Origin of the sequence: Burkholderia stagnalis (genome assembly GCF_902830275.1) — a bacterium.
Taxonomy (GTDB): domain Bacteria; phylum Pseudomonadota; class Gammaproteobacteria; order Burkholderiales; family Burkholderiaceae; genus Burkholderia; species Burkholderia stagnalis.
Genome location: NZ_CADESW010000006.1, coordinates 150,673 through 170,914 on the forward strand (window position 1 = coordinate 150,673; position 20,242 = coordinate 170,914).

The 20,242-nt window shown below is 69.8% G+C and carries 21 protein-coding genes; 10 read left to right on the forward strand and 11 right to left on the reverse strand.

Annotated features, from left to right (window positions below; all coding sequences use genetic code 11):
- Positions 1-15: 15 nt before the first annotated feature.
- The 5 genes from flgF to flgB are packed head-to-tail and all read right to left on the reverse strand — an operon-like array spanning position 16 to position 3,839.
- Positions 16-774 carry a flagellar basal-body rod protein FlgF gene (gene flgF / locus HWY45_RS13320; protein ID WP_059566361.1) on the reverse strand — a complete coding sequence of 253 codons (759 nt, stop codon included), beginning with the start codon at positions 772-774 and terminating at the stop codon, positions 16-18.
- 20 nt (positions 775-794) lie between these two features.
- Complete coding sequence (flgE, locus tag HWY45_RS13325) at positions 795-2,033, reverse strand: flagellar hook protein FlgE (protein ID WP_059886505.1); 1,239 nt, start codon at positions 2,031-2,033, stop codon at positions 795-797.
- 27 nt (positions 2,034-2,060) lie between these two features.
- Positions 2,061-2,840: a flagellar hook assembly protein FlgD gene (locus HWY45_RS13330; RefSeq protein WP_059886507.1), complete on the reverse strand. Its 780-nt coding sequence runs from the start codon at positions 2,838-2,840 to the stop codon at positions 2,061-2,063.
- Between the two features lie 36 nt (positions 2,841-2,876).
- Positions 2,877-3,302, reverse strand: a complete 426-nt coding sequence (flgC, locus tag HWY45_RS13335) for a flagellar basal body rod protein FlgC (protein WP_026045251.1) — start codon at positions 3,300-3,302, stop codon at positions 2,877-2,879.
- Between the two features lie 48 nt (positions 3,303-3,350).
- The gene (gene flgB, locus HWY45_RS13340) at positions 3,351-3,839 is read right to left on the reverse strand and encodes a flagellar basal body rod protein FlgB (protein WP_059886509.1); all 489 of its coding nucleotides are present in this window, start codon (positions 3,837-3,839) and stop codon (positions 3,351-3,353) included.
- A gap of 204 nt (positions 3,840-4,043) precedes the next feature.
- Between flgB and flgA the strand changes: the two genes are divergently transcribed.
- From flgA to HWY45_RS13360, 4 genes are all read left to right on the forward strand, one after another.
- Complete coding sequence (gene flgA / locus HWY45_RS13345) at positions 4,044-5,312, forward strand: flagellar basal body P-ring formation chaperone FlgA (protein ID WP_059886511.1); 1,269 nt, start codon at positions 4,044-4,046, stop codon at positions 5,310-5,312.
- Positions 5,313-5,415: 103 nt separating this feature from the next.
- On the forward strand, positions 5,416-5,754 hold the full coding sequence (gene flgM, locus HWY45_RS13350) for a flagellar biosynthesis anti-sigma factor FlgM (protein WP_059886513.1): 339 nt from the start codon (positions 5,416-5,418) through the stop codon (positions 5,752-5,754).
- 76 nt (positions 5,755-5,830) lie between these two features.
- Positions 5,831-6,271, forward strand: a complete 441-nt coding sequence (locus tag HWY45_RS13355; RefSeq protein WP_059563762.1) for a flagella synthesis protein FlgN — start codon at positions 5,831-5,833, stop codon at positions 6,269-6,271.
- A gap of 112 nt (positions 6,272-6,383) precedes the next feature.
- Positions 6,384-7,745, forward strand: coding sequence for an SGNH/GDSL hydrolase family protein (locus HWY45_RS13360; protein ID WP_059886515.1), 1,362 nt, complete (start codon positions 6,384-6,386; stop codon positions 7,743-7,745).
- A 158-nt stretch (positions 7,746-7,903) separates the two neighbouring features.
- Here HWY45_RS13360 and HWY45_RS13365 read toward each other — a convergent pair whose 3' ends face one another.
- Positions 7,904-9,754 (reverse strand): M24 family metallopeptidase, encoded by a 1,851-nt coding sequence (locus HWY45_RS13365; RefSeq protein WP_059886517.1) that lies wholly within the window; start codon positions 9,752-9,754, stop codon positions 7,904-7,906.
- Positions 9,755-10,122: 368 nt separating this feature from the next.
- Here HWY45_RS13365 and HWY45_RS13370 point away from each other — a divergent pair, with 368 nt between their 5' ends.
- Complete coding sequence (locus tag HWY45_RS13370; RefSeq protein ID WP_059886519.1) at positions 10,123-10,920, forward strand: helix-turn-helix domain-containing protein; 798 nt, start codon at positions 10,123-10,125, stop codon at positions 10,918-10,920.
- A 21-nt stretch (positions 10,921-10,941) separates the two neighbouring features.
- Here HWY45_RS13370 and HWY45_RS13375 read toward each other — a convergent pair whose 3' ends face one another.
- The 4 genes from HWY45_RS13375 to HWY45_RS13390 form a co-directional block, all read right to left on the reverse strand.
- Positions 10,942-12,183 carry a multifunctional CCA addition/repair protein gene (locus tag HWY45_RS13375; RefSeq protein ID WP_059886520.1) on the reverse strand — a complete coding sequence of 414 codons (1,242 nt, stop codon included), beginning with the start codon at positions 12,181-12,183 and terminating at the stop codon, positions 10,942-10,944.
- Entirely contained in the window at positions 12,180-12,827 is a 648-nt protein-coding gene (locus tag HWY45_RS13380; RefSeq protein WP_059563738.1) for a glutathione S-transferase family protein, read from the reverse strand. Before HWY45_RS13380 ends, HWY45_RS13375 begins: the two co-directional genes overlap by 4 nt.
- Positions 12,828-12,858: 31 nt before the next feature.
- Positions 12,859-13,818, reverse strand: coding sequence for a complex I NDUFA9 subunit family protein (locus HWY45_RS13385; RefSeq protein WP_059886522.1), 960 nt, complete (start codon positions 13,816-13,818; stop codon positions 12,859-12,861).
- A gap of 93 nt (positions 13,819-13,911) precedes the next feature.
- Positions 13,912-15,864, reverse strand: a complete 1,953-nt coding sequence (locus HWY45_RS13390) for a lytic transglycosylase domain-containing protein (protein ID WP_059563736.1) — start codon at positions 15,862-15,864, stop codon at positions 13,912-13,914.
- Positions 15,865-15,872: 8 nt separating this feature from the next.
- On the opposite strand from HWY45_RS13390, the gene HWY45_RS13395 reads away from it, so the two are divergent.
- Positions 15,873-16,481 (forward strand): 5-formyltetrahydrofolate cyclo-ligase, encoded by a 609-nt coding sequence (locus HWY45_RS13395; protein WP_059886524.1) that lies wholly within the window; start codon positions 15,873-15,875, stop codon positions 16,479-16,481.
- Between the two features lie 118 nt (positions 16,482-16,599).
- Here HWY45_RS13395 and HWY45_RS13400 read toward each other — a convergent pair whose 3' ends face one another.
- On the reverse strand, positions 16,600-17,112 hold the full coding sequence (locus tag HWY45_RS13400) for a winged helix DNA-binding protein (protein WP_059563734.1): 513 nt from the start codon (positions 17,110-17,112) through the stop codon (positions 16,600-16,602).
- Positions 17,113-17,261: 149 nt separating this feature from the next.
- Here HWY45_RS13400 and pxpB point away from each other — a divergent pair, with 149 nt between their 5' ends.
- From pxpB to HWY45_RS13420, 4 genes are all read left to right on the forward strand, one after another.
- Entirely contained in the window at positions 17,262-17,918 is a 657-nt protein-coding gene (pxpB, locus tag HWY45_RS13405) for a 5-oxoprolinase subunit PxpB (protein WP_059886526.1), read from the forward strand.
- The gene (locus tag HWY45_RS13410) at positions 17,915-18,982 is read left to right on the forward strand and encodes a 5-oxoprolinase subunit C family protein (RefSeq protein ID WP_059886528.1); all 1,068 of its coding nucleotides are present in this window, start codon (positions 17,915-17,917) and stop codon (positions 18,980-18,982) included. Before pxpB ends, HWY45_RS13410 begins: the two co-directional genes overlap by 4 nt.
- Positions 18,983-19,050: 68 nt before the next feature.
- Entirely contained in the window at positions 19,051-19,815 is a 765-nt protein-coding gene (gene pxpA, locus HWY45_RS13415; protein ID WP_059886530.1) for a 5-oxoprolinase subunit PxpA, read from the forward strand.
- Positions 19,816-19,891: 76 nt separating this feature from the next.
- On the forward strand, positions 19,892-20,209 hold the full coding sequence (locus HWY45_RS13420) for a hypothetical protein (RefSeq protein WP_150999289.1): 318 nt from the start codon (positions 19,892-19,894) through the stop codon (positions 20,207-20,209).
- The last annotated feature ends 33 nt before the right edge of the window (positions 20,210-20,242 follow it).

The following is a 20,242-nucleotide window of genomic DNA, read 5'->3' on the forward strand; positions in this document are numbered from 1 at the left end:
AGCCGGGCCGGTCGCTCAGCTGAAATTGAGCAGCTGGTTCGCCGACTGCTCGTTCTGGTCGGCGGTCTCGATCAGCTTCGACTGCAGCTGGAATGCGCGCGCGTTGTCGATCATCGACACCATCGCGTTCACCGGGTTGACGTTGCTGCCTTCGAGCGAATTCGGCGTGACGACGACGTTCGGGTCGGCGTCCGCCGGGTTGCCGTCGGCGGTGCGGAACAGCCCGTCGTTGCCGCGCGTGATCGTCGCCGGATCGGGGTTGACGAGCTTCATCCGGTCGACGATCGCGACCGCGGTGGGCGGGTCGCCCGGCATCAGCGCGGACACCGTGCCGTCCTTGCCGATCGTCACCTCCGCGTTCGGCGGCACCGAGATCGGGCCGCCGTTGCCGAGCACCGGCTGGTTGCCGGCGGTGACGAGCTGGCCGTTCTCGTCGACCCGCAGGTTGCCCGCACGCGTGTACGCCTCGTTGCCGTCGGCCGTCTGCACGGACAGCCAGCCGGGCCCCTGCACCGCGACGTCGAGCGGGTTGCCGGTGCGCGAGATCGGCCCCGGCGCGAAGTCCGCGCCGGGCGTCGACGACAGCACGTAGGTGCGGGTCGTCGTCGGGTTGATCGTGCTGCCGTCGCCGAAATTCATCGGCACCGCGCGATAGGTCGCGAGCTGCGCGCGAAAGCCGGTCGTCGACGTGTTCGCCAGATTGTTCGCGACGACCGCTTGCTGGTCGAGCGCCTGCGACGCGCCCGTCATCGCCGTGTATATCAGTCGGTCCATGGCTGCCCGTTATCCGCGCGTCAGAGGTTGATGACCGCCTGGTCGACGGCCTGCTGCGTCTTGATCGTCTGCGCGTTCGCCTGGTAGTTGCGCTGCGCGGTGATCAGGTTGACGAGCTGGGCCGTCAGGTCGACGTTCGAGTTCTCCAGCGCGCTGCCCTGCAGCACGCCGTGGTTCGTGCTGCCCGGCGCGGAGATCTGCGGCACGCCCGACGCGGAGCTCTCGGCGTACTGGTTGCCGCCGAGGTTCGTGAGGCCGTTCGGGTTGTTGAAGTTCGCGAGCGCGATCTGGCCGAGCGTCTGGGTCTGGCCGTTCGAGTAGTTGCCGGTCAGCTTGCCGTCGGCGCCGATCGTGAAGGTCGTCAGCGTGCCGCTCGCGAAGCCGTCCTGCGCGAGGTTGTTCACGCCGTCCTTGCCGCCGTACTGGGTCGTGCCGGTCAGGTCGAGCGTCAGCGGCTGCGGCGTCGCGGAGCCGCCGGTGGCCGGGATCGTGAACTGGAACTGGCCGGTCGAGCCGGTGACGGGCGCGACAGGCGTCGTGCTCGCGATCTGGCCCGACGTGTTGAACGTCACCGCGCCGAGGTCGGTCGTCGGCTGGCCGTGCACGCCCGCGTACGCTTCCCACTGGCCGGCCGTCGCGCTCTTCACGAAATACATGTCGACCTGCTGCGCGCCGCCGAGCGAGTCGTACACCTGGATCGACGTCGAGTAGTTGTACGTCGTGCTGTCCGTCGCGGAGAACGGCGTCGTGACCGGCACCTTGTCCTGCGAGTTCAGGTTGAACTGGCCGGTGATCTTGGTCGTCGCGGTGGGCGCGAGGTTGGAGGTCGGCGCCTGCATCGGCACGGTCGCCGCGGTGTTGATCACGCCGCCCGCGACCGCGTTGTAACCCATCAGGTTGCGGCCCTGCGAGTCGACGATGAAGCCGTTCTTGTCACGCCGGAACGTGCCGTCGCGCGAATACGTGACCACGCCGTTGTTCGACATCTGGAAGAAGCCGTTGCCGTTGATCGCGACGTCGAGCGCATTGTTCGTCGTGTTGATCGTGCCCTGGCCGAAGCTCTGCTGCACCGACGAGATCTGCGTGCCGATGCCGATCTGGGTGTTGACCGACGTCGCGACCGAGTTCGCGTACATGTCCGCGAATTGCGCGGTGCTCGACTTGAAGCCCACCGTGTTCGCGTTCGCGATGTTGTTGCCGATCACGTCGAGCGCGTTCGACGCCCCCGAGAGGCCGCTCAAACCTTGTTGATAACCCATTTCGGTCTCCGTTTCGTGGAAGCTGAATCAGTTGGTGGTGGAACCGCCGGTCGACGGCGCATTCGGGAAAATCGACGCAACCTGGGTGAGCGGCACCGTCGTGCCGTTCGACAGCACGAGCCCCGCCGTGCCATCCGCCTGCTTGATCACGCTCTGGACCTGCGCGGCCGACAGCACGGTCGGCGCATACGTCTTGCCGTCGGCGCCGGTGTACTGCGCGCTCACCGTGTACTTGCCGTTCGGCAGCGTGTTGCCCGCCGCGTCGGTCGGCGTCCAGTTGAACGGCACGGTGCCGGCCGACTGCTTGCCCGCCTCGATCGTGTTGACGACGACGCCCGCGTCGTTCTTCACGGTGATCGTCAGGTTCGACACGTCCTTCGTGAGCGACACGCCGAACGGCGACGCCGCGCCGCCCTTCACCGCGACGCCGTTGCCCGGCGCGAGCACGTTGGTGCCGATCAGGAGCGCCGCCTGCGTCTGCTGGCCGGCCGTGAGCTGCGTCGACAGCGACGTCAGCGACGTGTTGAGCTGCGCGATGCCGCTCACCGTGTTGATCTGCGCGAGCTGCGAGGTCATCTGCGAGCTGTCGACGGGGCTCGTCGGGTCCTGGTTCTGCAGCTGCGTGACGAGCAGCTTCAGGAACGTCGTCTGCAGGTCGCTCGCCGACGTGGTCGACAGCGTGCTGCCCGTCGACGTGCCCGTGGCCGACGTGCCGTTCGTCGACGTGTTCTGCGTGTTCATCGTGTCGGTCGGCAGGGTCGACATGGACGTGCCGTTGCCGCCGATCGTCGTGGAGGAGGATGCCATTCGTCAGGCCTTCTGTCGGATGAGTGGAGACGCGGCTCAGGTGCCGATCGTCAGGGTCTTCAGCATCAGCTGCTTCGCGGTGTTCAGCGTCTCGACGTTGGCCTGGTACGAGCGCGACGCCGAGATCATGTTCACCATTTCCTGCACCGGGTCGACGTTCGGCATCTGCACGTAGCCGTTCGCGTCGGCGGCCGGGTTCGCCGGATCGTAGGTCGACTTCATCGGCGACGGATCGTCGATCACCTTCGCCACGCGCACGCCGCCCACGCCCTGGCCGGACGCGGTGCGCGCGCGGCCCTGCGGATCGGCCGCGAACACGACCTGCTTCGCCTTGTACGGCTTGCCGTCGGGGCCGGTCGCGCTGTCGGCGTTCGCGAGGTTCGAGGCCGTCACGTTCAGGCGCTGCGACTGCGCGGACAGCGCCGAGCCGGCGACGCCGAAGATGTTCATCAACGAGGGCATGGAGGCTCCTTATTGCGGACTTGCGGTTCGGTTACAGGCGGCGCGCGGTCACGAATTCGACGTGATCGCGGCGATCATCGCCTTGATCTGCTGGGTCATCACGGTCATGCCGCTCTCGTAGTGCAGCGCGTTGTCCGCGAACTGCACGCGCTCGACGTCGAGCTCGACCGTGTTGCCGTCGAGCGCGGGCTGCGTCGGCTGGCGGTATTGCGCCCGGCCGTAGCTGTCGGACGGCCCGCCGGTCGGAATCAGCTGCACGGTGCCGGCCATGTGGCCCGCCGCGGTCGACGCCATCGTCATGCCGCTCGTCACGCCGGCCGGCTGCGCCATCGCGAGCGGCGCCGCGTTGCTCGGCGCAAGGCCGCCGCCTGCCTGCTTCAGCGAGCGCGCGAGCGTCGACGAGAAATTGACGTCGCGGGCCTGGTAGCCCGGCGTGTCGGCATTCGCGATGTTCGACGACAGCAGTTCCTGCCGATAGGCGCGCACGTCGAGCGCCTGGCGGCCGAACGCGAATTCGGCATCGAGTTTGTCCAGCATCTGTGCGTCTCTCCGTTTCAAGCGCTGCACCGCTCTTTCGCCGCGCGGCGGCCAAAGAGGCTTTTTTCCATGACACGCATGGTAGGCGGCGCACGCAACCGGCAATCGGACGAATAACGCGGCAAAGGCCCCCTCTATTCATCGTTTGCGCGGCGGCCCCGCTCCCTAGAATGCAATCCGGAACAACGGATCGAGGACACGGCGATGACCGGCAGCGCACTTCGCAGCGACAACGGACGGCGGCCGCGCATGCGGCGCGCGTTCGCGCTCGCCGCGGCGCTGTGGCTCGGCGCCGCGCACGCGGCGGACGACGGGATGATCGTGATTCCCGGGCGCGGCGAGACGGCCGAGACCGCGCTCGCGGCCGCCGGCGCGGCGAGCGCCGGGCGGACGGCGGGGCCCGCGCAGGCAGGCATGGCGCCGGAGATGGCCCAGGCGGTGCGCGCGACAGGCGTCGGCGCGCAACCGGCGGGCGTCGTCACGGTGGTGCCCGGCATCAACGCCGCAAACGCCACAAACGCCGCGACGATCGCGGCCGGGCAGCCGGCCGGCGCGCCGGCGTTCGAGCCGCGCACCGTCACGGTCCTGCCGGCCGCACCGGCCCCCGCGCCTGCCGCCCCGCGCATCGCCGCGCCGCCGGCCGGCAACCCCGCCCCCGCCTATGGCGCCGCCCGCTCGGCCCGGCCGGCCATGGCTGCCGGCGATCCGGGCCGGATCGTAACCGTCGTCGCGGGCACGGCCGCCCAGTCCGGCGCACCCGATCCGCGCACGCCCCTGCGCCCGGCGCTCGCGCCCCGGCAGCCGGCGCTGCGCGCCAGCCCGGCCGTGCCGGCCCCCGCGACGCTGCCCGGCCAGCAGGATCCCGAAGCGATCCAGCGCACGGCGCTCGCCTTCCTTCAGCAGCAGATCGCCGGCCTGCCCGGCAAGACGACCGCGACCGTGTCGCCGTCGCTGCCGCGCGGGCTCGCCGCGTGCACCACGCTCGAACCGTTCCTGCCGACCGGCGCGCGCCTGTGGGGCCGCACCACGGTCGGCGTGCGCTGCGCGGGCGAGCGGCCGTGGACGGTCTACCTGCAGGCGAAGGTCGTCGTGCAGGCCACCTATTACGTCGCCGCGCGGCAGATCGCGCCGGGCGAGCCGCTGACGGCGGCCGACCTGGTCGCGCGCGACGGCGACCTCACCGTGCTGCCGCAGGCCGTGATCACCGATCCGTCGCAGGCGATCGGCGCGACCGCGCTCGCGCGCGTCGCGGCCGGGCTGCCGCTGCGCCAGGACATGCTGAAGAGCGCGGCATCGGTGTCGGCCGGCCAGACCGTGCGGGTCGTCGCGGCCGGGCCGGGTTTCACGATCTCGGCCGAAGGCAGCGCGCTCGCGAACGCGGCGCCGGGCCAGTCGGTGCGGGTGCGGTTGGCGGCCGGACAGATCGTCACGGCGATCGTCAAGGACGCCGGAACGGTGGAGATTCCGCTCTGACACGGCAAGTTTCTGATTCTCAAGCGGATTGACCGGGGCCGGGGATGCTAAAGTTTGGCCCCGCCTTGCCGTTATCTGGGTCAAACCGCACAGGAACACCATCGTGAAAATCGATCCGACGCCCAACCCGAACACCCGCGCCCCGGCCGCGACCGGCAACGGCGCGGGCCGCCCGCAGCAAGACGCGCCCGCGACGGCCGCCCCGCAAGCAGGCGCCGCAGGCGCGCGCGGCGGCGATGCGACCGTGAACCTGTCGGGTTTGTCGGGCCAGCTGCGCACGCTGTCGGCGTTCGGCAGCACCGACATCGACACGGGCCTCGTCCAGTCGATCAAGGACGCGCTGAACAACGGCACGCTGACGATCGACGCGAGCAAGATCGCCGACGGCGTACTGAATACCGCCCGCGAGCTGCTGCAGCAGCAGCGCCCGCAGGGCAGCTGATCCGGCCCGCAAGGCCGGCCACCCCGGTTTGCCGGCGTGCGGCCCGTCCGCGCGGCGGCCTGATGAGCGAATGGCGATGAGAGACGAGCTGCTGGCCACGGTCAACGACGAACACGCGACGGTCGAGGCGTTCGCGTCGCTGCTCGCGTATGAAGAAAAGGCGCTGACGACGCCCCAGCCGCTCGCGATGCTGCCGGACATCATCGAAAAGAAGACCGAACTGATCGACCGCCTCGCGCAGCTCGAACGCACGCGCGACACCCAGCTGGGCGCGCTCGGCTTCCCCGGCGGCAAGAAGGGCATGGACCAGGCGGCCGAGCGCGACGCGCGCCTGTCCGGCCGCTGGCAATTGCTGCAGCAGGCCGCCGAACGGGCCCGCCAGGCCAATGCGAACAACGGCATGCTGATCCGGATCCGGATGGATTACAACGAACGCGCGCTCGCGGTGCTGCGCTCCGCGCCCGCGGCGGTCGGCTTCTACGGGCCCGACGGGCGCGTGTCGTCCCTGGTGCGCTGAGCGCCGGCTTCAGAATACTTCGACAGACCGGGCCCGAGCCTGGCGCGAACGTCCTCCGATACACTCAGCGCACCCGCGCTGGGTCGCCAATCACAACAATCGGAGGGCCTCCATGCATCATTCCCGTCTTGCGCTCAATGCGTTGTCACCCCGCCTCGCCGCCGCCGCGGCGCTGGGCGCCGTCCTGACGTTCTCCGCCACGCACGCAATGGCCGCCGCCCCCGCGCCGCTGCCGACCCCGACGGGCGACATGTCGCTGTCGCCGGCCGGCCCCGATGTCGCGCCGGCCTCGCCGCCGGGCGGGGCCGCCGCATCGCCGCGCGCGGCGCGCCGCGGCGCCGGCACCTACACGTACCTGCGCTGCTGGTACCGGATCGACGCGGATCCGCTGAAGCCGGCCGCAACCTACGAATGGGCGCGCGATGCGGGCAGCGGCGACTGGTACCGGGTGTCCGGCTACTGGTGGGCCGACGGCGTCACGCAGTGGAAGAACATGTTCTACAGCACGACGTCGCAGGACACGCTCGCCGACGTGTGCCGCAAGACGCTGGCCGCGAAAGGCATCAAGGCCGATCTCACGCAGGCGGTCGCGGCCAACAACGCGCTGTCGTTCAACTACACCGTCTGGACGATCGACGCCGCGCAGCAGGACGCGCGCGTGAACAAGCTGATCGTGTTCGGCGACAGCCTGTCGGACACCCAGAACATGTTCAACGCGAGCCAGTGGAAGCTGCCGAACGGCACGAGCTGGCACGCGGGGCGCTTCAGCAACGGGCCCGTGTGGCCGGAATATCTCGCGAACGCGCTGCGGCTGCCGTTCTACAACTGGGCGATCGGCGGCGCGGCGACCGACCAGCACCTCGTCGTGCCGGGCCTCGTGCAGCAGATCGACTCGTGGCGCGAATACATGGAGCGCGCCCCCGACTACCGGCCCGGCAACACGCTGTTCGCGGTGTTCGCGGGCGGCAACGACCTCGTGAATTACAACCGCACGCCCGAGCAGGCGGCGAACGCGGTGCGCGACAGCCTCGACAGGCTCGCCGCGGCCGGCGCGACGCGGATCATGCTGGTGACGCTGCCGGACGTGTCGCGCGCGCCGGTGTTCGCGACGCGCAGCGACACGGCGAGCGTGGCCGCGCAGGTGAAGGACTACAACAAGCGCCTCGCCGACGCGGCCGCCGCGCTGCGCGCGCGCTACGGCGCGACGCTGCGGCTCGAGGTGTTCGACGCGTACGCGCTGTTCGACGACCTGCTGAGCCACCCGGCCAAATACGGCTTCGACGATTCGGCGCGCTCGTGCCTCGACATTCCGAAGCCGTCGTCGTTCACCTACGTGGTCGCGCAGACGCCGCGCGCGGACTGCCGCGACCCGGCCCGCTTCGTGTTCTGGGACACGCTGCACCCGACCACCCGCACGCATGCGTGGCTCGCGGAGCAGGTCGTGCCGTTCGTGCGGGCGCGGTTGCTGAACTGATCGCGGCGGGCGACGAGCGGCGAGCGGCGGGCGGCGGGCGACGGGCGGCGGGCGGCGGGCGGCGGTCGACGGGCGGCGGGCGAAGATCGGCGTGGGGCGGCAGGTAGCGCCCCCGCCGGCCTCACCCACCGGCCCTCATGCCCTCATGCCCGCGCGGCCTACAGCAGCGGGCACGGCGTCACCTGCGTGCCGCGCTCGGCGCACAGCCGCTCGTAGTCGCGCAGGTAATCGCGTTCATCGTCGGTCAGCAGGTCGACGTCGATCAGATCCCAGTCGTAGCCGACCGTGACGATGTTCTCGAACCGCATCGTGTCCGGCGCGTCGTCGCCCGCGTGGATGATCACGATGTTCTCGATCCGCACGCCGCCCTTGCCCGGCACGTAGATGCCCGGCTCGACCGAGATCACCGCATTCGGCACCAGGCCGTACGTCGAGCCCGGCGCGAACCGCACCCCGCCCTCGTGCACGTGAATCCCGACGCCGTGCCCGGTGCCGTGGCCGAAGTCGTAGCCATGATCGCGGCACACCTGCCGCACGGCCGCATCGACGTCGCCGCCCGTCGCGTCTTTCGGGAACGGCGTGACGAGCCCCTTGATGCACGCCTTCAGCGCGACCGTGTAGATCTCCCGCTGCCACGGCTGCGCGACCGTCTCCGGGCGGGTCCGGCGCAGCACGACGCGCGTGCAGTCCGTCGCGAAACCGCCTTCGTAATAGGCGCCGCTGTCGAGCAGCACGAGTTCGCCTTCCGTCAGCTCGACGTCGGCGCTCGCCGCCGTGTAATGTGCGGACGCGCTGTTCGCGCCGTTCGCCGCGATCGACGGGAACGTCAGCGCGACCGCCGAGCGCGCGCCATACGCGTCGTTGATCGCGCGGGACAGGTCGTATTCGGAGTGCCGCTGCCCCGGCTCGCCCGCCTTCGCCCAGCGCATCGTCTCGGCGATCGCCGCGGAGCTGCGCACGAACGCGGCGCGGAACTGGTCGAGCACTTCCGGCGTCTTCGCGGCCCGCATCGCCTCGACCGGATTGAAATCGGCGTGCGCCGCCTGCGGCCACACGCGGCGCACCGTGTCGGCGAGCGCGCAGTTGACCGACTCGAAGCCGTAGCACAGGTGCTCGACCGCGAACGGCGCGAGGAAGCGTTCGAGCTCGGCGAAGTCGCGCCGGATCACCCGCAGCGCCGGATACGATTCGAGCGCGACCGGGCAGCGGTCGCAGCCTTCCGGCAGGAACAGCGCGACCTGCTCGCCCACCACGAACAGGAAGCCGAGATGCGACGACGCGTTCGGGATGTGATAGCCGCGGCTGTTCAGCAGATAGCTGAGATCGTCCGATGCGCAGGTGACGAACGCGGTCTTGCCGTGCGCCGCGCCGGTGTGCGCGGCGAGCCGCTGGTTCAGCGTCGCGATGTTCCGCGCGACGCTCACGCCGGTGATCGATTCCGGCAGCTCGAAGATCGGCCGCTCGACGACCCAGCCCGGCAGCGCGATCGCCCGGTCGATTTCGCGGCCGACGAGGCTCGTCCACTCGAGCGGCGCCGCCTGCGTGCTCGCGAGCAGCCGGTCGCGCTGCGCGACGCTGATCCGCAGCCCGTCGTAGCCGATCCGCTCGAGCCGGCCCGCACGGGCGACCAGCCAGTCGGCCATCGACGTCCAGATCGACGCGTTCAGCCCGAGCTTCTCGACGTGCACGCGCGCCGGATCGCACTGCCGGTCCGCCTGCAGGTGATAGCGCCCGTCGACGAACAGCACGAACTGCGGCACGCCAAGCGCCTGCGCGGCCGCCGCGGCGAGGAAGATGCCGCAGCCCGCCGAGCCGTCGAAGCCCGACAGCGCGTAGCGCGGGTTGTTGCGGCTCGGCAGGTACTCGGTGATGTATTCGTCCTGCGACGTGACGACCACGGCGTCGAGCTGCACGGCGTCGAGCAGGCGCGACAGCCCTGCCTGTGTCTCGTCAACGGATGCATCGTACGGAGGAAGGCCGGAGAAACTGTATTTCAGTCGATCGATCATCGGATGCCCACATTGTTCATTGTTGTCTGGGCGCGCGCGGATGCGCCGGGATGCGCGTGTATCCAGCGTGCCTGCCCATGCGGCAGAGCGAGGAAAATTATGGTGCCACTAAAATTTTTGCGCCGCGCGAGAAAATCTAGAGCAGGTCGGAATCGAGGTCAAGCCAAAATTTTAGCGGGACTAAAATTTTCAGCGCAGGCGCCGTGCGCGGGCACCGCGCGCGGACGCGCCCGAACGAGGCTGCGCGGTACAATGCGCCGGCATCATCGTCCGAGCAGTCGCGCTTCGTGCGATTCACGGAAGGAAACGGCCCGGCGACCGCACCGCGTCCACCGTTGGCCTTCCACTCGTTGCCACGAAGGAGATTCATGGATTCATGCATCATGCATATCGGCCAGCGTATCCGGCGCCTGCGCCGGGAATCGAGGAAGACGCTGCTGGAAGTCGCCGCCGAAGCCAATCTGTCGATCGGGTTCCTGTCCCAGGTCGAGCGCAATCTCACCGGCATCTCCATTTCGTCGCTCGTCAACGTCGCCAATGCGCTGAACGTGCCGCTCGGCGAGCTGATCGAGCAGCCGCGCCAGGCGCAGCCCGATTCGCACCAGGGCAGCCGGGAGTCGTATGCGCTCGACCGGACGCAGCAGCACTACGAGCGGCTCTCCACCACCTTCGACGGCAGCCTCATCAACGCCGTCAAGGTGCGGATGATGGAAGGCTACCGCTCGGAATGGGTCGCGCACGGCGGCGACGAATTCGTCTACGTGCTGGCCGGGCAGGTCTGCTACACCGTCGGCAAGAAGGACTACCCGCTGTCGCCCGGCGATTCGATTCACTTCGACGCGCGCAAGCGGCACCGCGTCGCGAACGTGGGCGACGGGCCCGCGGAACTGATCGTGGTCGGCACGCTGCCGCTGTTCGACGACAGCCGCTCCGAGTTCGCCTCCGCATCGGTCGAGATCATGCCGCCCGGCAGCGACACGGCGCTGCGCGCCGGCGAGCCGCGCGTGAGCCGCCGCCTCGCGGCAGCGCAGCCCGTGCGCAATGCGGACCCGGCGCCGCCCACCGCGCGCAAGGCCAGGAACAAGGCCGTGGACAAGGCCGCATCCGGCAAGCGGCCGGTGGCCGCCGCCGCGGCCAGCAAGCGCGCCACCCGCGCGAAGCAATGAGCCGCGCGGGCCGGCGCGGCGTCACTCGTCGACGTTGACCGCCTGCGCCACGGCCCGCACCCGTTCGCGATGCACGGCGTCGCGAATCTTGCCCGGATCGCCCGGGAACCCGCTCGCGATCGCCCCGGCATCCACCGCGCGTGCGGCCATCAATGCCACTCTCAAACGCTCCGCCTGCGGATACGGCTGCGCCTCCAGCCCGAGCCGGCCGCGCGCATCGGCTTCGCACGCCTGCACCATCTCCGCGAAGCGCGCGGGCTTGCGCAGCGCGTCGGCGCGCTCGAACAGCCGCACCAGCGCCGCCGCGCCCATCTCCATCACGCGATGCAGGTTGCCGTGCTCGCGCGCGACGACGAGCGCGAGGTCGCGGCATTCGTTCGGCACCCGCAGCCGCTCGCACAGCGGCTTCAGCAGCTCGACGCTGCGCCCTTCGTGGCCGATGTGGCGCGGCAGGACATCCTCGGGCGTCGTCGCCTTGCCGAGATCGTGCGTGAGCGCCGCGAAGCGCACCGCGAGCGAATAGCCCTGCTTCGCCGCATGGTCGACCACCATCATCACGTGCACGCCGGTGTCGACTTCCGGGTGGTAGTCCGCGCGCTGCGGCACGCCCCACAGCGCATCGACCTCGGGCAGGATCCGCGCGAGCGCGCCGCACTCGCGCAGCACCGAGAACATCCGCGACGGCCGACGCTCCATCAGCCCGCGCGCAACCTCCTGCCACACGCGCTCGGCGACGAGCGCGTCGGCCTCGCCCGCATCGACCATCCGCCGCATCAGCGCGAGCGTGTCGCCCGCGATCGTGAAATCGGCGAAGCGCGCGGCAAAGCGCGCGATGCGCAGGATCCGCACCGGATCCTCGACGAACGCGTCGCCCACATGCCGGAACACGCGCGCGCGCAGGTCGGCCTGCCCGTCGAACGGATCGACCACGGGCCCGACCAGCGAGCCGTCCGGGCTCACCTCGCGCGCCATCGCGTTGATCGTCAGGTCGCGCCGCGCGAGATCGTCCTCGAGCGTCACGTCCGGCGCGAAGTAGAACTGGAAGCCGTGATAGCCGGCCGCCGTCTTGCGCTCGGTGCGCGCGAGCGCGTATTCCTCGTGCGTCTGCGGATGCAGGAACACCGGGAAATCCTTGCCGACCGGCTTGAACCCCTGCGCGACCATCTGCTCGGGCGTCGCGCCGACCACGACGTAGTCGCGGTCCTGCACCGGCGCGCCGAGCAGCGCGTCGCGAATCGCACCGCCTACTGCGTAGACCTTCATGGCAACGACTCGTATTTGGCGATCACGTGCGTCTCGCGGCGCGCATCGTCGATCCATTGCTGCACCGCCGGCAACGCGGTCACGCGCTCGACGTAGCCGGACGCTTCCGGCGACAGGCCCGGCGCATACGTGTTGAAGCGCATCACGACCGGCGCGTACATCGCATCGGCGATGCCGAATTCGCCGAACAGGAACGGCCCGCCGGACGCCTCGAGGCATTCGCTCCAGATCGCGTCGATGCGCGCGACGTCGGCGAGCGATTCGGGCGTCGCGCCGCGGCCCGGCAGCGACGCGCGCACGTGCATCCCCATCTGCGTGCGCAGCGCCGCGAAGCCCGAATGCATCTCGGCGCTGATGCAGCGCGCACGCGCGCGCTCGAGCGCGTCGGCCGGCCACATCGGATGCTGCGGATAGCGCTCGGCGAGCGTCTCGGCGATCGCGAGCGAATCCCAGATCGCGAAGCCGTGATCGTCGACGAGGCACGGCACCTTGCCGGTCGGCGAGTGCTCGAGGATGCGCGCGGTCGTGTCGTCGCGATCCAGCTCGACGACGATTTCGTCGAACGGAATGCCGAAGTGCCTGAGCAGCACCCACGGCCGCATCGACCACGACGAGTAGTTCTTGTCTCCAATGACGAGTTTCATGACTGAGTTCCCGGAAAACGCAGGGTGAAGGTTAGCGGCGCGAGCGGAACCAGTCGAAGCGCGAACGCTCCGCCGCGTCGCCGAGATAAACCGGCGCAATGCTTTCGAGGCTCGCCGGCTCGATGCCGAGCTCCGGTGCGAGCGGGCCGGACAGCACGTTCGGCACCGACATCGACGCGAGATTGTCGCGGGTGATCACCGGCTCGCCCGGCAGGCATTCGAAGAACGTCGCCTGCAAGCGCGCGAGCGCGTCGGGCAGCCGCACGATCCGCGCCTGCCGGCCGACCAGCGTGCCGCAGTAGCGCACCAGCGCCTCGAGCGTATAGACCGTCGGGCCGCCGAGTTCGTAGGTCTTGCCGTGCGCGGCCGCGAGGTCGAGCGTGTTGACGAACGCGCGCACGACGTCGCCGACGAACACCGGCTGGAACTGCGCGTCGGGCATCGCGAGCGGCAGCACCGGCAGCGTGCGCTGCAGGCGCGCGAAGGTGTTGAGGAACGCGTCGCCGGGCCCGAACACGACCGACGGACGGAAGATCGTCAGCGCGAGCGAATCGGTGGCCGCGATCGCATGCAGCGCCGCTTCGCCGTCGCCCTTCGAGCGCTGGTACATGCTCGGGCCGTTCGAATCCGCGCCGAGCGCGCTCATGTGCAGCAGGCGCCGCACGCCGGTCTCGACGCACGCGCTCGCGAACGCGGCCGGCAGCGCGACGTGCGCGCGCTCGAAGCCGGGGCCGTACGGCGTGCCGTGGCCGCCATGCAGCACGCCGACGAGGTTCACGGCCGCGTGCGCGCCCGCGACGAAGCGGGCGAGGCTGCGTTCGTCGAACGCGTCGAGCTCGACGATCTCGACCGGCAGCATCATCAGATGGCGCGCATGGTCGCGGCGGCGGGTGCCGATCCGCACCTGCCTGCCCGCTTCGATCAGCGCGTTCACGAGCCGGCTGCCGATGAAGCCGGTGCCGCCCAGCAGCGCAACGGTCTGGCGATCCATGTTCGAGTCTCCACCGGGCCCGTGCCCGCGAATGACGGGCCCTAAAGCACACTGCCGCGTCGTGCGCGGCAGTGTGCGGGTTGCGGTTGCGGATCAGGGCGAGATCGTCCCTAGCCGCTTCTTCAGCGACTGCGGCTTCCCTTCGAACAGCGCCGCGTAATAGACCGTGTTCGACAGCACGTTCTTCACGTAGTCGCGCGTCTCGTTGAACGGAATCGTCTCCGCGAAGATCGCGCCCTCGACCGGCTGGGTCAGCACCTGGCGCCACTGGCGCGGCCGGCCCGGCCCCGCGTTGTAGCCCGCGGTGGCGAGCACCGGCGAGCTGTCGAAGTTGTTGTAGATGTCCGCCAGGTACCAGGTGCCGAGCTGGATGTTGGTGTCGATGTCGTGCATCTGCGCGCGCGAGATCGGGCCGAGGCCGAGCTTCTTCGCGACGAGCTGCGCGGTGGCCGGCATCAGCTGCATCAGGCCGCCCGCGCCCACCGACGAACGCGCGCTGGTGATGAAGCGCGATTCCTGGCGGATCAGCCCGTACGCCCATTCGATGTCGAGGCCGGTCGACTGCGCGTAGCGCTCGACGATGTCGCGATACGGCGACGGGTAGCGCAGCGTGAAGTCGTGCTCGGCCTTCGTGCGGTCGGCGGTGTTCACCGTGCGGTCGAGCAGCTCGACGCGCTTGCCGTATTCGGCGGCCGCGAGCAGCTGGCGGTCGGTCATCCCGCGCAGCGGCCAGTTCCATTCGCGGTTGCCTTCGAGGCGCAGGTTCAGCGCGTAAAAGCGCTGCGCGAGCGCGAAGCCCGGCACCTTGGCCATCTCGCCGATTTCCGCGTCGCTCACCGTGGTGCGCGGCGGGATCTTCGTGCGCTGGCCGAGTTCCTCGCCGGCGAGCTGCCCGTAGAAGTTGAACTGCCCGGCGATCTGCTCGAATTCCTGGTTCGCCTGCAGCGTGTCGCCGCTCTGCTTGAGCGCGCGCGCATGCCAGTAGACCCACGCCGGATCGTCGCGCAGCGACGGCGGCATCTGCTCGATCGACCAGCGCACCATCGGCCAGTTGCCGACCAGCAGCGCGCTGCGCGTGCGCCATTCGTACGCGGAGTTCGACAGCGGCGCGTTCGCCGATTTCGCATACCAGACCGACGCGAGCGCCGAGCGCTTCAGCGCGCCCTGGTAGCCGATCGCGCCCCACGCGATCGCCTGTTCCGGCTTCGTCAGCGACGGCGCGAGCGACGTGAGCATGCCGGCCGCCTGGTCCGGATCGTTGCGCGCCATGCGGCCGATCGCGATCAGCGCGAGCTGGTGCGACGCCGCGTCGGCGCCGACGCCGCGCGCGAGGAACAGCGGCGGCGCGCTCGTCGCCTGGTCGAACCCGACCGGGCGCGCGCCGAGCGCATCGACGATCTTGCCGCCAAGCGTCGTGTAGTTCTGCTCGAATGCGAGACGCACCTGCTGCCACACGTCGTCGCTCGTAAACTGCTGGTTGACGGCGAGCGCGGTGATCAGGTCGACGCATGCGTCGCCGTAGTTCTTCGGCTCGACGAGCAGCGCGCGCGCCGCATCGGCGACGTTCTCGCCGCGCGCCGCGCGCGACGCGAGCGCGTAGCACTTCACCTGCGTGTCGTCGTCGAGCACGAAGCGCTTGTACTGCTCGTCGAACTTGCGCCAGTCGTGGCGCGCGCCGAGCACGAGCAGGTAATCGTTGCGCATGCGGTCGGCGATCGCCTGGCCGTCGTAGCGCTGCAGGAACGACAGCACGGGCGCGTCCGGCGCATCGACGCGCGCGCGGCCCGTCGCATCGAACAGCTGCGGCTTGATCTGGAAATAGTCGAGGTAGGACGGCACCGGATAATTCGGGATCATCGCGGCGAGCTGCGCGGCCTTCGCGGCGTCGTTGCGGCGCGCGGCCTCGCGCAGCTGCACGAAGGTCTGGTCGTCCCCGGAGAGCAAGTCGTCGGACGGTGCGGCGCAGGCTGCCGTGCCCGCGACGAGCGCGGCGGCCGAAAGCGTCAGCGCGACCGCGCGATATACTCGAAAAAGGCTGTTCGACATCGTTTTGAATGGAGCACGGAGTGAGCGAAAGCATAGCACGCAACCATTTGGCCGAACGGAAGCTGGCGCTGCGCAAGGCGCTGTCCCTGGCCCGTCGCGACGCCGGGTCGCAGCCCGCCGCGAACGATGCGCTCGACGCGCGATTGCGTGCGCTGCTCGAGCGGCTCGCGCCGCGCACGGTCGGGTTCTACTGGCCGCTGCCGGGCGAGTTCGACGCACGCGCGGCGGTGCTCGCATGGCGCGACGCGCAGGCCGGCCGGCAGGCCGCGCTGCCGGTGATCCGGGAACAGCGCGCGCCGCTCGAATTCCATGCGTGGGACACTGAAACGCCGATGCGCGAAGGGCATCACCGGATTCCGGAGCCCGCGTCGGGCGTGGTCGTGGTGCCGGACCTGCTGCTGATTCCGTGCGTGGGGTTCGATACGTGGCTGTACCGGCTCGGGTATGGCGGCGGCTATTACGACCGCACGCTCGCCGCGTGGCCGGGCGACGCGCTGCCGGTGACGGTCGGCATCGCCTACGAGGCATGCCGGGTCGATGCGCTGCCCGCCGAAGACCACGATCTCGCGATGCGCTGGGTCGTGACCGACGAGGAAACCTACGTGGCCGACGCGTGAGCACGGAAAGCCCGTCGAAAGCCGGCCTCGCCGTCCGGCGCGTGTGCCGTCGCGTCAAACTGCCGTCGCAATCGGCGGCCTGCACGCCCGCCGTCGCCGGCGGCCGCCGCGCGGCCGCCTACAGCGACGCCGCCGCCCGCGCGGCGGTGTCGTACAGGCCGGACGCGTGGCGCAGCAGCTGCGCCGCGTTGCCGATCTGTTCGTTGGTGAGGCCACTGTCCTTGAGCGTCTCGATCAGGCAGTGTTCGCGCACCTCGCGATACTTCAGGCACAGCTCGCGCCCGGTGTCCGTCGCGAAGAAGAACACTTCCTTGCCGCTTTTCTCGCTCTTGACGTAGCCTCGGGCGATCAGTTTTTTCAGCGCGTAGGTCGCGACGTGCGTATCCTCGATGTTGAGCACGAAGCAGATGTCGGCGAGCTTCTTCTTGCGTTCGCGATGGCTGACGTGATGCAGCAGCGACACCTCGACCGCCGTCATGTCCTTCGCGCCGGCGGCCGACATGCACCGCACCATCCAGCGGTTGAATGCGTTGCCCGCCATGATGAGCCCGTATTCGAGCTCGGACAGCTCCGCGCTCGAATCGGAAACCAGGTGTTCGGAAGAAACGAACTGGGGCGGTTGACGCTTCATGAGGCACTCGGCGCGGGCAGGAGGTCAGGGTGTGCCGAGTGTACGACACCTGCCTGCGGGCACCAGCTAGGCAAAAACGCTTACTGGCAAGTTATCGATATCTTCTTGACAATGTGCGCTAACATGAGCGCCCGAACCGTGCCAGAACGATGACGCATCCACGCATCTACCCGCTCGGCGACGCCGCGCTCGTCTGCGAAGTGCCGCCTCCCGCCACGCTCGATTGCCAGCGCCGCGTCTGGGCCGTTGCCGAGGCCGCGCGCGCCTGGCCGCACGTCGTCGACGTCGTGCCGGGCATGAACAACCTGACGATCGTGTTCGACCTGCTCGCCGCGTCCGCCGAATCGCTGTCGGCCGCGCTGCTCGACGCGTGGGAGAACGCCGACGTCGAGCACGCGGACGGCCGCGAGATCGAGATCCCGGTCGAATACGGCGGCGACGCCGGGCCCGACCTGCAGGCCGTCGCCGCGCACACGGGCCTCACGGTCGACGAGGTGGTCGCGCGGCATGCCGCGGCCGAATACGTGGTGTTCTTCCTGGGCTTCCAGCCGGGCTTCGCGTATCTCGGCGGGCTCGACGCATCGCTGCACACGCCGCGCCGCGCGACGCCGCGCCTCGAGGTGCCGGCCGGTTCGGTCGGCATCGGCGGCGCGCAGACGGGCGTCTATCCGACCACGTCGCCCGGCGGCTGGCAGCTGATCGGCCGCACGTCGAGCGTGCTGTTCGATCCGTCCCGGCAGCCGCCGGCGCTGCTCCTGCCCGGCGACCGGGTGCGCTTCACCATTGCGGGGGTCCACGCGACATGAGCCAGAGCAAAGCGCCGGGCAGCATCGAGGTGTTGCGGGCCGGCCCGCTGTCGACCGTGCAGGATCTCGGCCGCCACGGTGCGCGCCATCTCGGCGTCGCGCAGGGCGGCGCGCTCGACAGCCTCGCGCTCGAGGTCGGCAACCGGCTCGTCGGCAACCGCCCCGACGCGGCCGCCGTCGAGATCACGATCGGCCCGGCCGCCTTCCGCTTCACGCGCGCGACACGCATCGCGATCACCGGCACCGAATTCGGCGCAACGCTCGACGGCAGGCCGGTGTTTTCGTGGTGGAGCCTGCCGGTCGAGGCCGGCCAGACGCTGACGCTGCCGGCCGCGAAACGCGGGATGCGCGGCTATCTGTGCATCGCGGGCGGCATCGACGTGCTGCCGATGCTCGGCTCGCGCAGCACCGATCTCGCGTCGCGCTTCGGCGGCCTCGGCGGCCGCGCGCTGCGCGACGGCGATCGTCTGCCGGTCGGCGCGCCGCCGGCGGGCGCCGGCTGCCTCGCGGCCGACGCGCCCGAGTTCGGCGTCAAGGCGCCGGCCTGGTGCGGGTTCGTGCGCGTCGACGAGCCGCCGCGCCGGCACCGGCCCACGCACGCGCCGTGGGCGATGCCGGTGCGCGTGCTGCCCGGGCCCGACTACGCGTCGTTCGCCGCGGCTGCGCAGCAGGCGTTCTGGGATGAGGAATGGCTGGTGACGGCCAACAGCAACCGGATGGGCTATCGGCTCGCCGGCGCCGAGCTGGCGCGCGAGCGGCCGGTGGAGCTGCTGTCGCACGCGGTGCTGCCCGGCACGATCCAGGTGCCGCCGAACGGGCAGCCGATCGTGCTGATGCACGACGCGCAGACGACGGGCGGCTATCCTAAGATCGGGACGGTGATTCGCGCGGACCTGTGGAAGCTCGCGCAAGCGCGCCTGAACCTGCCGATCCGCTTCGTGCGCACGACGCCGGACGTCGCGCGCGACGCACTCGCCGCGGAGCGTGCCTACCTGCGGCAGATCGACGTCGCGATCGCGATGCGCGAGGAGGCCCGCCAGCGCGCGCAGTCGCGCGCGGCATGACGATACCTGTGCAATAACAGGCGCCGCGTCCAGGCGCCGCATCACGCAATAAGTGGACGAGGAACATCATGGAAATCGATCTGAACGCCGATCTCGGCGAGGGATACGGATCGGACGAGGCGCTGCTCGATCTCGTCACGTCGGCGAACGTCGCGTGCGGATGGCATGCGGGCGGCCCGAACGCGATGCGCGACTGCGTGCGCTGGGCCGTGCAGAAGGGCGTGTCGATCGGCGCGCATCCGAGCTTTCACGATCCGGAGAATTTCGGCCGCAAGGAAATGCAGCTGCCGGCCGGTGACATCTATGCGGGCGTGCTGTACCAGCTCGGCGCGCTGTCCGCGATCGCGCAGGCCGAAGGCGGCCGCATCGCGCACGTGAAACCGCATGGCGCACTGTACAACCAGGCCGCGCGTGATCCGATGATCGCCGACGCGGTGGTATCCGCGATTCACGATTTCGATCCGTCGCTCGCGGTGTTCGGCCTGGCGAACAGCGTGTTCGTCGCGGCCGCGCGACAGGCGGGGCTCGCGGCCGTGGAGGAAGTGTTTGCCGATCGCGGCTACCGCGCGAACGGTTCGCTCGTGCCGCGCAGCGAGCCGGGCGCGCTGGTCGACGACGAAGACGAGGTGATCGCGCGCACGCTCGACATGGTGCGCGACCGGCGGGTGCGCGCGGTCAGCGGCGAGTGGGTGCCGCTCAATGCGCAGACGGTCTGCCTGCATGGCGACGGGCCGCATGCGCTGGCGTTTGCGCGGCGGATTCGTGCGGCGCTGGAGAAGGCAGGGATCGATGTCGTCGCGCCGGGGGCGTTGCAGGCGGACGAGGGCGCGTGAGCGGCCGGCAGGACTGAGCCGGGACGCGAGAACCACTCACCGAAAAACAAAAAAGCGCCCATAAGGCGCTTTGCTGTTGGCTGAATACGGCCTGCGGCCGACCGTCAACGTCGAAGCCGTCCGAAGACGGCGACCGGAAAGCCATGCTCCGGATCAAAAAACGCCCGCCGCCGCCCGTTACTGCATCCCCCGGCCGGACGACGGAACGTCGCTTATCCGCAAGTCGGACTACATGCGTTTGTATCGGACGATGGTTGGCCCCGCCGTGCATGCAGACTCTCCGCGGCCGGCACGCGAATTACGTGCCGGCAACGCTAACCCCGCGCTTTATTTTTGCTACCCCGTAGAACTTATCTGTTGTTTGCAATTTTTCAACTTATGGGATGAAGAATAGATATTGGCCGAACGGGATGTCAATCGTTTTAAA